This is a genomic window from Janthinobacterium sp. HH106 (assembly GCF_001758725.1).
Classification (GTDB): Bacteria; Pseudomonadota; Gammaproteobacteria; order Burkholderiales; family Burkholderiaceae_D; genus Janthinobacterium.
The window spans coordinates 162407-175554 of record NZ_LRIC01000030.1; the positions used below are offsets into that span (position 1 = coordinate 162407).

The 13148-nt window shown below is 64.4% G+C and carries 13 protein-coding genes; 8 read left to right on the top strand and 5 right to left on the bottom strand.

Annotated features, from left to right (window positions below):
• Positions 1-100 precede the first annotated feature (100 nt).
• From JAB8_RS13720 to JAB8_RS13740, 5 genes are all read left to right on the top strand, one after another.
• The gene (locus tag JAB8_RS13720) at positions 101-2194 is read left to right on the top strand and encodes an FUSC family protein (protein WP_070290057.1); all 2094 of its coding nucleotides are present in this window, start codon (positions 101-103) and stop codon (positions 2192-2194) included.
• A 269-nt stretch (positions 2195-2463) separates the two neighbouring features.
• A complete protein-coding gene (locus JAB8_RS13725) occupies positions 2464-2649 on the top strand; it encodes a hypothetical protein (RefSeq protein WP_070290059.1) in 186 nt (61 codons plus the stop codon).
• Between the two features lie 90 nt (positions 2650-2739).
• Positions 2740-3105, top strand: coding sequence for a glutaredoxin family protein (locus tag JAB8_RS13730; RefSeq protein WP_230506351.1), 366 nt, complete (start codon positions 2740-2742; stop codon positions 3103-3105).
• A gap of 31 nt (positions 3106-3136) precedes the next feature.
• Positions 3137-3328 carry a hypothetical protein gene (locus JAB8_RS13735; RefSeq protein ID WP_070290063.1) on the top strand — a complete coding sequence of 64 codons (192 nt, stop codon included), beginning with the start codon at positions 3137-3139 and terminating at the stop codon, positions 3326-3328.
• 84 nt (positions 3329-3412) lie between these two features.
• A complete protein-coding gene (locus JAB8_RS13740) occupies positions 3413-3601 on the top strand; it encodes a hypothetical protein (protein ID WP_070222614.1) in 189 nt (62 codons plus the stop codon).
• Between the two features lie 62 nt (positions 3602-3663).
• Here the strand turns inward: JAB8_RS13740 and JAB8_RS13745 are convergent, their stop codons facing one another.
• A complete protein-coding gene (locus JAB8_RS13745) occupies positions 3664-4218 on the bottom strand; it encodes a cob(I)yrinic acid a,c-diamide adenosyltransferase (RefSeq protein WP_070290065.1) in 555 nt (184 codons plus the stop codon).
• A 150-nt stretch (positions 4219-4368) separates the two neighbouring features.
• On the opposite strand from JAB8_RS13745, the gene JAB8_RS13750 reads away from it, so the two are divergent.
• The 3 genes from JAB8_RS13750 to glcF are packed head-to-tail and all read left to right on the top strand — an operon-like array spanning position 4369 to position 8188.
• Positions 4369-5859 (top strand): FAD-linked oxidase C-terminal domain-containing protein, encoded by a 1491-nt coding sequence (locus tag JAB8_RS13750; RefSeq protein ID WP_070290067.1) that lies wholly within the window; start codon positions 4369-4371, stop codon positions 5857-5859.
• 16 nt (positions 5860-5875) lie between these two features.
• The gene (gene glcE, locus JAB8_RS13755; RefSeq protein ID WP_070290069.1) at positions 5876-6946 is read left to right on the top strand and encodes a glycolate oxidase subunit GlcE; all 1071 of its coding nucleotides are present in this window, start codon (positions 5876-5878) and stop codon (positions 6944-6946) included.
• A 6-nt stretch (positions 6947-6952) separates the two neighbouring features.
• Positions 6953-8188 carry a glycolate oxidase subunit GlcF gene (gene glcF, locus JAB8_RS13760; protein ID WP_070222607.1) on the top strand — a complete coding sequence of 412 codons (1236 nt, stop codon included), beginning with the start codon at positions 6953-6955 and terminating at the stop codon, positions 8186-8188.
• Here the strand turns inward: glcF and JAB8_RS13765 are convergent.
• The 4 genes from JAB8_RS13765 to JAB8_RS13780 form a co-directional block, all read right to left on the bottom strand.
• Positions 8181-10289, bottom strand: coding sequence for an EAL domain-containing protein (locus JAB8_RS13765; RefSeq protein ID WP_070222604.1), 2109 nt, complete (start codon positions 10287-10289; stop codon positions 8181-8183). The two genes, glcF and JAB8_RS13765, sit on opposite strands and share 8 nt — an antisense overlap.
• A gap of 184 nt (positions 10290-10473) precedes the next feature.
• Positions 10474-10959, bottom strand: coding sequence for a glutathione peroxidase (locus tag JAB8_RS13770; RefSeq protein WP_070222603.1), 486 nt, complete (start codon positions 10957-10959; stop codon positions 10474-10476).
• 1 nt (position 10960) lies between these two features.
• Complete coding sequence (locus JAB8_RS13775; RefSeq protein WP_175445197.1) at positions 10961-12100, bottom strand: PilT/PilU family type 4a pilus ATPase; 1140 nt, start codon at positions 12098-12100, stop codon at positions 10961-10963.
• Positions 12101-12103: 3 nt separating this feature from the next.
• Complete coding sequence (locus JAB8_RS13780; protein WP_070222601.1) at positions 12104-13147, bottom strand: type IV pilus twitching motility protein PilT; 1044 nt, start codon at positions 13145-13147, stop codon at positions 12104-12106.
• Position 13148 lies beyond the last annotated feature (1 nt).

Consider the following 13148-nt stretch of genomic DNA (forward strand, 5'->3'; position numbering starts at 1 on the left):
CTGCACTGCAACATTTTTCGTCCGGGAATGCTACGATGACGCTTTGATACCCCTTTCAAAGCCGATCTTGCATTTCAGGAAACTCCACCGCCGTTCGCGCATGCTGGCAAGCCGCTGGCTGACGGGCATGCACGCCTATACCGACACCCTGGCGCAGCGCCGTCCCCTGTGGATGGTCAGCCTGGCCATCGACGAAACGAACTTGTCCGAAGGCTTGCGGGCCGCTTGCGCCTCGAGCGCCATGCTGCTCTTGGGCTTGCTGTTCGACCATCCCGATTTTTCCTGGGCCGCCATCGGCGCCTTCTGGACCTGCCTGGCCGACGCGGCCGGTACGCGGCGCATGCGTTTCGTGTCGATGGTGGGTTTCGGCCTGCTGTCGACCGTGGCCGGCGGCCTGACGGCGCTGGCGGCCGGCCATGGCTTGGTGACGGCGGCCATCGCCGTGCTGCTGTTTTCCTGGGCCGGCGCGCTGGCGCGCATCTGGGGCGCGGCCACGGCGCAGGTGGCCATCCTGGCGGCCACGGCCTGCGTGGTGATGGTCACGCATCCATTGCAATCGATGACGCAGACGGCGCCTTTCCTGGGGCTGTACATGTTCGGCTGCCTGTTCGCCACCGTGCTCAGTTTTACGGTCTGGCGCATCCATCCGTTCGGCCCGAGCAGGCGCGCCATCCGCGCCGCGTATTCGCGCCTGGCCGGCATCGCGCGCGACAATGCGCGCTTCCTGCAACTGGGCCCCGCATTGCCGGACGCGGCCGCGCATGGCGCCAGCTACCGTTCGCAGGCGCGCGCCGCGCTGGAAGCGGCACGGGTGGCGCTGGCCGCCGTGCCGCCCGCGCGCGCGGGCCGCAGCGCCCTGTACGACAATCTGCTGCTCGCGCTCAGCGACGCCGAGCGCATCTTCGCCTATCTGATCGCCGTCACGCATACGTGCGAGCGCGAGCAGCACCGGCTGCGCCAGGACCCGCGCGCGCGGCGCAGCCTGGAAGTGATGGCCGTGCTGCTGCGCCGCCTCGGGCAAGCCGTGCAGCGCCAGCCGGAAACGCCGCCCCTGGAATTGCAGCGCCGCCTGGCCGGCTGCGGACGGCGCCTGGAAGCGGCGCTGGGCGCCTTGCTGCCCTTGCGCCTGAACGTGGAATTCATGGAGCTGGGCTTGCCGCGCGCGACGCAGCTGCCGTGGCGCGAGGCGGCCTTCCTGGCGCTGGGGCAGGCGTGGCAAACGGCGAAAGTCAACGCCACGCCGCAGTCGCTGAGCTGGCGCCACGCGGCGCGCGTGTCACTGGCGACGACGGCCGGCTTCCTGCTGGTCGAGGCGCTGCATATTCCGTTCGGCTACTGGGCCACCATGGCCACCTTATTGATATTGCAGCCGTCGGTGTCCACCACCTGGCCGCGCGGCATCGAACGCGTGGCGGGCAGCGTGCTGGGCGCCGTGCTGGCCGTGCTGATCGGCCTCGTCATCTACACGCCGCTGGGCATCTCGCTGGTGGTGTTTCCCCTGATTGTCGCCACGATGGCCTTGCGCCGCGTCAGCTACAGCCTGCACGTGCTGTTCATGACGCCCGCCTTCGTGCTGGTGGCCGACTATGCGGCGCCGGCCAGCGAGATGGTGTATGCGATGAGCCGCCTGGGCAACAACGTGCTCGGCTGCGTGTTGGCCCTGCTGGCCACGTTCTTCCTGTGGCCGGACCGCGAGGCGGACGACCTGGACCAGCGTCTGGCGAAAGCCGTGTCGGCCAACCTGAAATACCTGCTGGCCGTGCTGGCGGCCGGTGGCAAATGGGATAGCGCCATCGCGCGCCTGCGCCGCGAGGCGGGGTTGGCCAGCAATAACGCGGAACAGGTCTTGCAGCGCTTGCGCATCGAGCGCCGCCTCGACCGCAGCAGCGGCGTGGGCCTGGCAGCGCTGCGCACCTTGCCGCTGCTGCGCCGCGTGGCGGGCAGCACGGCGCGTATCAGTCTGAGCCCGCAGGCCGAGCCGGCGCCGCCCGAATTGCAACGCTGGATCGCCGAGGTCAGCGGGGAAATCGATGCGCTGCTGCGCGGTGACGCCGATGCCGGCGCGCCTGGCCCCTGCGTTGCCGAGGGCTTGACGGCCCTGCAAGCCGACGCGGTGGCCCAGGTGCAGCTGCTGCGGGGATTATTGCGCGAACATGTGCATGCGCAGCCCGTGAGCCTGCCTGTGCCGGCCTGAATATAGCCGCCGGCCGGCTGCGCCCGCAACCGGCCTCTCCTGCTTACGGCGCCGATATTGTATAGACGTTTGACGCCTCCCAATCTCTCCAAATTCCACATTCCATGCGCTTTGCCGGTATATTTTCCAAACTGGAAATTTATCGAAATGAAACGTTGACTCTAAAATAAGTGCGGTCTATATTCGTTTTCGTAGCAAGCAAAGATGACATTTCTTACGACTGGTCTGCCGCGATTGCCTGAGGCAATCGCTCACATGGAGAGTAGTAAATGAAAAAGATTGCAGCATTTATTTTCACCCTGGGATTGAGCGCTTCCTATGCCATGGCTTCCGATATCGGCTGCTCTACCTGCGAGGAAGAGCTGCGGGAATGCACGATGCAAAATGGCGACAGATCCCCATTTTGCATCGGCAGTTACAAAGCCTGCCTGAGGGTCTGCGACATCGCTTCCTGATTTCCGTGCATTGCCAGGCGGCGGGCAAGCGCATGCTGCGCCGGCCGCCCTCGATCATCTACGTCTCTGATACCTATGATGCAGAAAAAAATGAAAACCATCGCCATGTATGGCCTGATCCTCGCTGCTGGCCTGGGCAGCGGTTATGGCCTGTCCTTGTTGCCGGGCTTGTTCAAGTCGAATTACACCGAGGGCAATTACGCGGCGTATTTCCCTAACGCCCAGGCGAAAGTGGTCTTGTACGGTACGGACTGGTGCGGCTACTGCGCCAAGACGCGCGCGTACTTCAAGGAAAACAAGATCGAATTCGTCGATCTCGATATCGAGAAATCACCGGAAGCGAAAAAAGCCCATGCGGAACTTGGCGGCGGCGGCGTGCCTGTTGTGCTGATCGGCAACCGCAAGATCCAGGGTTTTAATGCGGGCGCGCTGGAAGCGGCGCTGAAGAAAATCTGACGTTCCCACTTGTTAACTTGAAAGGCTGACCATGTTCAAAAAGATTGCCGCTTTCCTGTTTGCCGCCGGCGCCGCCCTGTCTTTCAGTGTCCAGGCTGGCGGCCCTGACTGCACCTTTGTCTGCGAGCGCAACTTGCTCGATTGCGTGGAATTCGGCCAGCCGGCCTGCATGGAAAATTATCAGGCTTGCCAGAAGGAATGCCTGCGCCCGCCGCATAACTGACGCGCGGAAGCACTTATGGATGACGCGTAAGGGACGGCGCGCCATGGATGTTGCTCATCGTCTCACAATTCAACAGGAGTGCTTATGTTCAAAAAACTGGGTTTCTTTTTGTTTGCCATGGGCGTCAGCGCCTCGTATGCGATGGCCAGCAGTACCGCCGACATTTCGGAATGCCAATCCGAGTGCTATATGGCGCTCGACGCCTGTGTCATGGAGTTCAGTGTGCCTTCATGCGTGCGTGTCAATAAGGCGTGTCTGCAGGCCTGCGGCTAGCAAGCGCCTGTCAGCTTGATGCAACACGGCGATGCCTGTCAAACTGCATCGCCGTTTTTTATTTAGCCCCGCGTGCGGTCATGCCGCCACAGCACGTCGCTGCCGCCGGCAAAGCGGTTGAGCACGCGCGACAGCACGAACAGCAGGTCCGACAATCGGTTCACGTACTGGCGCGGATGTTCGTGCAAGGGCTCCGCATTGGCCAGGGCGACGATGCTGCGCTCGGCGCGGCGGCAGACGGTGCGGCACACGTGCGCGAGCGAGGCGGCGCGCGAGCCGGCCGGCAGGATGAATTCGGAGAGGGCCGGCAAGTCCGCATTGTATTTCGCCAGCAGGTCGTCGAGGCGCAGCACGTGCTCTTCCTTGATCAGCTGGTAGCCGGGGATGCAGATTTCTCCGCCCAGGTCGAACAGGTCGTGCTGGATGGCCACCAGCTCCTCGCGCAAGGCGTCGGGCATGGCTTCGCACAGCAGCAAGCCGATGTTGGAATTGAGTTCGTCCACGTCGCCCATGGCGTGGATGCGGGCGCTGTCCTTGCTGGTGCGGCTGCCGTCGCCCAGGCCGGTGCTGCCATTGTCGCCCGTGCGCGTGGCGATTTTCGAAAGTCTGTTGCCCATGATGCTGATCCTGTAAAGAAGAATGGGGGCAGCATACGACACTGTGCGCCGCCCGGCGCCGGATTTGCAGGCAAATCGGACAAAAAATGCGGTGCGCGCCACTTTTGTGCTTACAATCGTTGCACGCCCATGCCTCTTGCCATCCATCTTATGCTCAATGCCGCCCCTGAATCCGGATTGACCGCCGCGCGCCAGCAAGCCGTCGTCGCGGCCCTGCTGGCCGTGCTGCCGGCCCGCTGCGTGCTGTCCGACGCGGAAGACACGCGCCCGTACGAATGCGACGGCCTGGCCGCCTACCGCCAGCTGCCGATGGTGGTCACCCTGCCCGACACGGAGGAACAGGTCATCGCCATCCTCGGCGTCTGCCGCGAACTTGGCGTGCCGATCGTGCCGCGCGGCGCGGGCACGGGGCTGTCGGGCGGCGCCTTGCCGATTGCCGACGGCGTGGTGCTGTCGACGGCGCGCCTGAACCGCATCGTGCGCCTCGACGCGTATGCGCGCACGGCCGTGGTGCAGCCGGGTGTGCGCAACCTGGCCATTTCCGAAGCGGCGGCGCCCCACGCGCTGTACTACGCGCCCGACCCGTCCTCGCAGATCGCCTGCAGCATCGGCGGCAACGTGGCGGAAAACTCGGGCGGCGTGCATTGCCTCAAATACGGCCTGACCGTGCACAATGTGCTGCGCGTGCGCGTCGTCACCATCGACGGCGACGTGCTAGAACTGGGCGGCGAATGCCTCGATTCGCCCGGCCTGGACCTGCTGGCCGTCTTCATCGGCTCCGAAGGCATGCTGGGCATCGTCACGGAAGTGACGGTGAAACTGATACCGAAGCCGGCGACGGCGCGGGTCATCATGGCCTCGTTCGGCGACGTCGTCACGGGCGGCAATGCCGTGGCCAACGTGATCGCCGCCGGCATCATCCCGGCCGGCCTGGAAATGATGGACCAGACCTCGTCGCGCATGGTCGAACCGTTCGTCAAGGCCGGCTACGACACCGACGCGGCGGCCATTTTGCTGTGCGAAGCGGACGGCACGCACGAGGAAGTGGAAGAGGAAATCGCCCGCATGACGGCCGTGCTGGAAGGGGCGGGCGCCAGCGCCATTGCCGTCTCGCAGTCGGAAGCGGAGCGCATGAAGTTCTGGTCCGGCCGCAAGAACGCGTTTCCCGCCGCGGGACGCATCTCGCCCGACTACTACTGCATGGACGGCACCATCCCGCGCAAGCGCCTGGCGGAAGTGCTGACGGGCATCGCCGCCATGGAAACGACGCATGGCTTGCGCTGCGCCAACGTGTTCCACGCGGGCGACGGCAATCTGCACCCGCTGATCCTGTTCGACGCCAACCAGCCCGGCGAATTCGAGCGCGCCGAGGCGTTTGGCGCGGACATCCTGGCCCTGTGCGTGGCCGTGGGCGGCACCATCACGGGCGAACATGGCGTGGGCATGGAAAAGATCAATTCCATGTGCGTGCAATTTACGCGCGCCGAACTCGATGCCTTCTTTGCCGTCAAGCGCGCCTTCGATCCCCATGCCTTGCTGAACCCGGACAAGGCGATTCCCACCTTGAACCGCTGCGCCGAATTCGGCAAGATGCATGTGACGGCGGGACGCCTGCCGTTCGCCAACCTGCCCCGTTTTTAATTTTCCGGAGACCCCATTGCAAGCGATAGCGGAACAATTCAGGCAGCAGATTCTGGCGTCCAGCGCGGCGGGCAAGCCCTTGCGCCTGCGCGGCGGCGGCACGAAAGACTGGTATGGCCAGCAGCTCGATGGCGAGGTGCTCGACACGCGCGCGTATGCGGGTATCATCGATTATGAACCGACGGAGCTGGTGATCACGGCCCGCTGCGGCACGCCGCTCGCCGAGATCGAGGCGGCGCTGGCCGCGCGCAACCAGATGCTGGCTTTCGAGCCGCCCCATTTCGGCGCTGGCGCCACGCTGGGCGGCGTCGTCGCCAGCGCCTTGTCCGGGCCGCGCCGGGCCAGCGCGGGCGCGCTGCGTGATTTCGTGCTGGGCGCCGTGCTGATGGATGGCCATGGCGAACGCCTGGCCTTTGGCGGGCAGGTCATGAAAAACGTGGCCGGCTACGATGTCTCGCGCCTGCTGGCGGGGGCCATGGGCACGCTGGGCCTGATCCTGGAAGTGTCGCTGAAGGTGCTGCCCCTGCCGCTGCGCGAAGCGACCTTGCGCGTGGCGTGCGCGGAAATCGCCGCCTTGCGCATGCTCAATGAATGGGCCGGTCAACCGCTGCCCATTTCGGCCAGCTGCTGGCACGATGGCGTCTTGAGCGTACGCCTGTCCGGCGCCGAGGCGGCCGTGTCGGCGGCGTTGCATGCGCTGGGCGGCGAGGTGCTGGCGCCCGATGACGCGGCCGCCTTCTGGATGTCCGTGCGCGAGCAGACGCACGCCTTCTTTGCGGGCGCGGGCAGCTTGTGGCGGCTGTCGCTGCCGCCGCACGCCAGCGCCGTGATCGTCAAGGGGCGCCAGCTGATCGAGTGGGGCGGGGCGCAGCGCTGGCTCAAGCTCGACGCCGACGCCGATGCGGCCGGGGCGCTAGACATCCGCCAGGCGGTGGCCGCCGCTGGCGGCCACGCCACCCTGTTCCGCGGCGGCGACAAGGCCGTGGGCGTATTCCATCCGCTGGCGCCGGCCGTTGAAAAAATCCACCAGCGCCTGCGGCAGGCTTTCGACGCGGCTGGCATCTTCAACCCGCACAGAATGTATTGAGCGCGCATGCAAACCAATCTCGCCGATTTCATCAAGAACACGCCGGCAGGCGACGAAGCCGAAGCCATCCTGCGCGCCTGCGTGCATTGCGGCTTTTGCACGGCCACCTGTCCCACCTACCAGCTGCTGGGCGACGAACTCGATGGCCCGCGCGGGCGCATCTACCTGATCAAGCAGGTCTTGGAAGGCGCGCCCGTCACGGCCAAGACGCAGACGCACCTGGACCGCTGTCTGACCTGCCGCAACTGCGAGTCGACCTGTCCTTCGGGCGTGCAGTACGGGCGCCTGGTCGACATCGGCCGTAACGTCGTCGAGCAGCGCGTACAGCGCCCCTTGCGCGAACGCGCGCTGCGCTTCGCCCTGAAGGAAGCCTTGCCGCGCCGCTGGCTGTTTACGCCCGTGTACAAGGCGGGTCAGGCGCTGCGCCCGCTGCTCTCGAAAAGCTTGCAGGACAAATTGCGGCCAGGCGCCGCAGCCGGTGCATGGCCGGTGCGCCGGCACGCGCGCACCATGTTGCTGCTCGACGGCTGCGTGCAGCCGGCCATGTCGCCGAACATCAATGCGGCCACGGCGCGCGTGCTCGATGCGCTCGGGGTACAGCTGATCGTCGCGCCGAAGGCGGGCTGCTGCGGCGCGCTGCGCCATCACCTGAACGACCAGGACGCGGCGCTGGACGACATGCGCCGCAATATCGACGCCTGGTGGCCCTATGTCAACGGCATGGACAGCGCCGAAGCCATCGTCATGACGGCGTCCGGCTGCGGCGCCACGGTGAAGGAATACGGCCATCTGCTGGCGCACGATGCGCAGTATGCGCAGAAGGCGCGGCGCATCGCTGAACTGACGCGCGATCTGTCCGAGATCATGCCGGCCTTTGAAAACGAGCTGGCGGCGCTGCTGAAGGGGCGCATAGTGAAAAAGGTGGCGTACCACCCGCCGTGCACCCTGCAGCACGGCCAGCAGATCCGCGGCAAGGTGGAGCAGGTGCTGCGCGCCGTCGGCGTCGACGTGCGCCTGTGCGCGGACAGCCATTTATGCTGCGGTTCGGCCGGCACGTATTCGATCCTGCAGCCGGAACTGTCGCAGCAGCTGCGCGACAACAAGGTGGCGAACCTGGAAGCGTGCGAGCCGGAGATGATCGTGTCGGCGAATATCGGCTGCCTGAGCCATTTGCAGTCCGGCACGCAGACGCCCGTGCGGCACTGGATCGAGCTGATCGACTCGGCCTTGACGCCTAAATAGGTATTTCGCTGTACTGCGCGATGCGCCATTGCGGGGCGGGGATGAACGTGTTCGCCCACTCCAGCACGGCGTCGGCCGGCATGGGGCGGGCGATGCCGTAGCCTTGCGCCAGGTCGCAGCCGAGCTGGATCAGGCGCGCGCCATGCTCGACGCTTTCCACGCCTTCGGCGATCACCGTCAAGCTGAAGGAACGGGCCAGGCCGATGACGGCGCGCACCAGGTGCAGGTCGTCGCGGTCGTTGAGCATATTGCGCACGAAGCTCTGGTCGATCTTGACGATGTTGGCCGGCAGGCGTTTCAGGTAGGACATCGACGAATAGCCAGTGCCGAAATCGTCGAGCGCGAACGTGATGCCCAGCGCCTGGCAGGCGCGGATGATGCGGCGCACGTCCTCGATGTCGTGCAGGGCCGACGATTCGAGGATTTCCAGTTCCAGCATGCTGGCGCGCACGCCGGGAAATTCGCCGAGGATGGTTTCCAGGCGCGAGACGAAGTCCGGTTGCTGGAAGTGGCGCGCCGCGATGTTCACGCTGACCACCCAGTGCTTGCCGGTCGCGCTCCAGCGCTGCATCTGCCACAGGGCCTGGCGCAGCACCCATTCGCCGATATCGATGATCAAATCCGTCTGTTCCACCAGCGGCAGGAATTGCGCCGGCGCCAGCACGCCGCGGCGTGGATGCTGCCAGCGCAGCAGCGCTTCCATGCCCACCACCGTGCCGGCGCGCATATTCACCTTGGGCTGGTAGTACAACCGCAGTTCGCCGTTGATCAGGGCGTGGCGCACTTCCGTGCGCTGGTTGTGGTGGGTGCGTACTTCCTCGTCGAGGTTGGTGTCGAAGAAGTGGTACTGGTTGCGCCCCGTCAATTTCGCCTGGTAGACGGCGTGGTCGGCGTGGCGCAGCAGGCTTTCCGTATTCAGGTCCTTGCCCGCGTAGACGGCGATGCCGGCGCTGGCCGTCATGTGCAGCGCCTGCTGGTCGCACTGGTAGGGACGGCTCAGCTCAGTCATCAGTTGCGTGACGTTCTGTTCGATGCTGGCGATGCTGGCCTGGCCGCACAGCAGCATGACGAATTCATCGCCGCCCAGGCGCGCCGCATAGTGGACCTGGCCCGTAAAGCCGTGCAGGCGGCCCGCTACCTGCTTGAGGATTTCATCGCCCGCCTCGGCGCCGTAGCGGTCGTTGATGGCCTGAAAGTGATCGAGGTCGAACAGGCAGACGGCCAGCAGGCGCTGGCGTTCGCGCGCGAGGAACAGTTCCTGTTCGAAGCGGGCGGCCAGCGCGGCACGGTTGGGCAGGCCCGTCAGCACATCATTGTAGTTTTGCCAGGACAGCTTTTGCAGCGCCTGTTGCATGTGCACGGTTTCATTCAGCTGTTCGCCCAGCTGGCGCTGGCTGGTCTTGAGTGAGGTCAACAGTTCTTCGATATCGCCGGCCATGCCGTTGAACGACTGCGACACGGCTTGCGCCTCGGGCGTGGCGCCCGCTGCCAGGCGCACGGCGAAGTTGCCTTCGCGGAAGCGGTCGGTCGCCTGCACGAAGCGCGCCAGCAGCTTGCGGTGCGTGGCCAGGATCAAGCCCAGCAGCAGGAAGACGAGCACGATATTGATGCTGCTGAGGATGGCTTGGTCGCGTACCCGGTGCCACACTTGCGCCAGGGGCAGGCCGGGCGTGTAGTGCAGGTTCAGGGTGCCGTCGCCGCCGTCCGGCAGCGCCACCGTCAGGCGGCTGCGGATGGCATTGATACCCGCCAGGCGCGCGAACCACGCCGGCACCGTGGCCAGCGTGTCGGCAAGCTTGCTGTCGGCCAGCACCTCGACATGCCCGCCAGCCGTGTCCCAGCGGGCAGAAACGAGGCTGCGGTTCAGCGGCAGGGCGCTGCGCAGTACCTGGCGCACGCTGTCGTGCATCGCGTGACTGTCCGCGTGCACGGCCAGCGGCAGCACGCTATTGGCGAGGAACAGGTCGAGTTGCCGCGCATCGCTCTGGTAGCGCGCATTGGCCAGCGCCGTTTCCGTGCCGAGCAGGGCGTGATAGCGAACGGCGGAAACGGCGAGTATCAGGAAGAAAATAGGAAGAAAGAGGCGGGAATAAATTCCCATCCGCATCCATGAAGATAATATTTTCCCAAAGACTGGCATCGTTTTTTGATCGATATCTGCGAATAATTATGCAAACATTATCACTGAAATTTGCTATTGGAAACACAATATTGATATCAAGCATGAAATAAACACGGATTCATTGATTTGAGCAATTATTGTTTTTAATCAAACCGTCGAATGGCTATTCCTGTAGCAATTGCCGAATGTCGTCCGCCAGGCTGGCCGGTTTGCTGGCCGTCGCGTAGCGGCGAAATACGCTGCCATCCTTGCGCACCAAAAACTTGGTGAAATTCCATTTGATCGACTGCGTGCCCAATATGCCGGGCGCCGCCTGTTTTAATTGCGCAAAGACAGGGTGCGTATGCGGGCCATTCACATCGATCTTGGCAAACAGGGGAAAGGTGACGCCGAAGTTCTTTTCGCAAAAGGCTTTGATTTCCCCATTCGAGCCCGGTTCCTGCTGGCGGAATTGATTGCAGGGAAAGCCCAGCACGACCAGGCCCTGCTCGTGGAATTCGCGGTACAGCGCTTCGAGCCCCTGGTATTGCGGCGTGAAGCCGCAGGCGCTGGCCGTGTTGACGATCAGCAGTACCTTGCCCTTGTAGCGGGCCAGGTCGATCGGCGTGCCGTCCAGCGCCTCGGCCTGGAAATCGTGGATGCTGGTCATGTCAGAGGAGTCCCAGTTTGGTGGCGCCCGTTTGCGGGGCGGGTTCCGGCGCCGTGGCGCCCTTGAGTTTGATCGCCAGGCGCAGGTCGTTGACGGAGTCCGCATTGCGCAGCGCGTCTTCATGGCTGATGGCGCCCGCTTCGTGCAGGTCGAACAGGGCCTGGTCGAACGTCTGCATGCCATGCTCGCGCGATTTTTTCATCAATTCCTTGATCTCGTGCACCTGACCCTTGAAGATCAGGTCGCTCATCAGCGGCGAGTTGAGCAGGATTTCCAGCGCCGCCTTGCGCCCGCCGCCATCCTTGTTGGGGATCAAGCGCTGCGAAATCATGCCCTTCAAATTCAGCGACAGATCCATCAGCAGTTGCTGGCGCCGCTCTTCCGGGAAGAAATTGATGATGCGGTCCAGCGCCTGGTTGGCGTTGTTCGCGTGCAGGGTGGCCAGGCACAGGTGGCCCGTCTCGGCAAACGCGATGGCGTGGTCCATCGTGTCGCGGTCGCGTATTTCGCCGATCTGGATCACGTCGGGCGCCTGGCGCAAGGTGTTTTTCAGGGCCGTGGCCCAGTCGTCCGTGTCGACGCCCACTTCGCGCTGGGTGACGATGCAGTTGCCGTGCGGATGGATGAATTCCACGGGGTCTTCGATGGTGATGATGTGGCCATGGCTGTGCGCGTTGCGGTGGCCCACCATGGCCGCCAGGGTGGTCGACTTGCCGCAGCCCGTGGCGCCCACCATGATGACGAGGCCCCGCTTGCTCATCACGATGTCTTGCAGGATGGCGGGTAAACCCAATCCATCCAGGGTGGGGATGGCGGTATTGATCAAGCGCAAGACCATGCCTGCCTGGCCCATCTGCACGAAGGCGGACACGCGGAAACGCCCCAGACCGTCCGGGCTGATGGCGAAATTGGCTTCGCGGCTCGATTCGAACTCGGCCGCCTGGCGTTCGTTCATGACGGCGCGCACGTAGCCGGCCGCCTGCTGCGCGGCCAGCGCGGCGCCCGCCAGCGGCGTCAGCTTGCCGTCGAGCTTGATGGCGGGCGGAAACCCGGCCGTGATGAACAGGTCGGAGCCGCCCCGTGCGCGCATCTGCGCCAGCAGCGCGTGCATGGCGCCATAGTGTTCGTGCGTCGTCTGCATGGCTTATCCGGGGAAGTTTTCGGGCGACTTGGCGGCCGAGCGGGCAGTTTCCGCCGAGATCGTGCCGCGCCGCACGAGGTCGGACAGGCACTGGTCCAGCGTCTGCATGCCCACGTTGCTGCCCGTCTGGATGGCCGAATACATTTGCGCCACTTTCGCTTCGCGGATCAGGTTGCGCACGGCCGGCGTGGCCAGCATGATTTCATGCGCGGCCACGCGCCCAGCGCCGTCTTTGGTTTTGAGCAAGTTCTGCGAAATGACGGCTTGCAAGGACTCGGACAGCATGGCGCGCACCATTTCCTTTTCCTCGGCGGGGAAGACGTCGATGATGCGGTCGATCGATTTTGCCGCCGACGAGGTATGCAGGGTGCCGAACACCAGGTGGCCCGTTTCGGCCGCCGTCAGCGCCAGGCGGATGGTTTCCAGGTCGCGCAATTCGCCCACCAGAATGACGTCCGGGTCTTCGCGCAGGGCCGAGCGCAGCGCATTGCTGAACGAATGCGTGTGCGAGCCCACCTCGCGCTGGTTGATCAGGCATTTTTTCGGCTCATGCACGAATTCGATCGGGTCTTCGATGGTCAGAATATGGTGATTCAGCCGTTCGTTGACGTGGTTCACCATGGCCGCCAGGGTGGTCGACTTGCCCGAACCCGTCGGGCCCGTCACCAGCACGAGGCCCCGCGGGCGCATGGCCAGTTCGCCGAAGATGCGCGGCGCGTTCAGGTCTTCCAGGGTCAGCACTTTCGACGGAATCGTGCGCAGCACGGCCGAGGCGCCGCGTTCCTGGTTGTAGGCGTTGACGCGGAAGCGGGCCAGGCCGGGAATTTCGAACGAGAAATCGCACTCGAGCGCCTCTTCATACGCCTTGCGCTGGCTGTCGTTCATGATGTCGTAGATCATGCTGTGCACTTCCTTGTGCTCAAGCGGCGCCACGTTGAGGCGGCGCACGTCGCCATGGACCCGTATCATCGGCGGCAGGCCGGAAGACAGGTGCAGGTCGGAAGCCTTGTTGCTGACGGAGAAAGCGAGAAGTTCGGAGATGTCCATT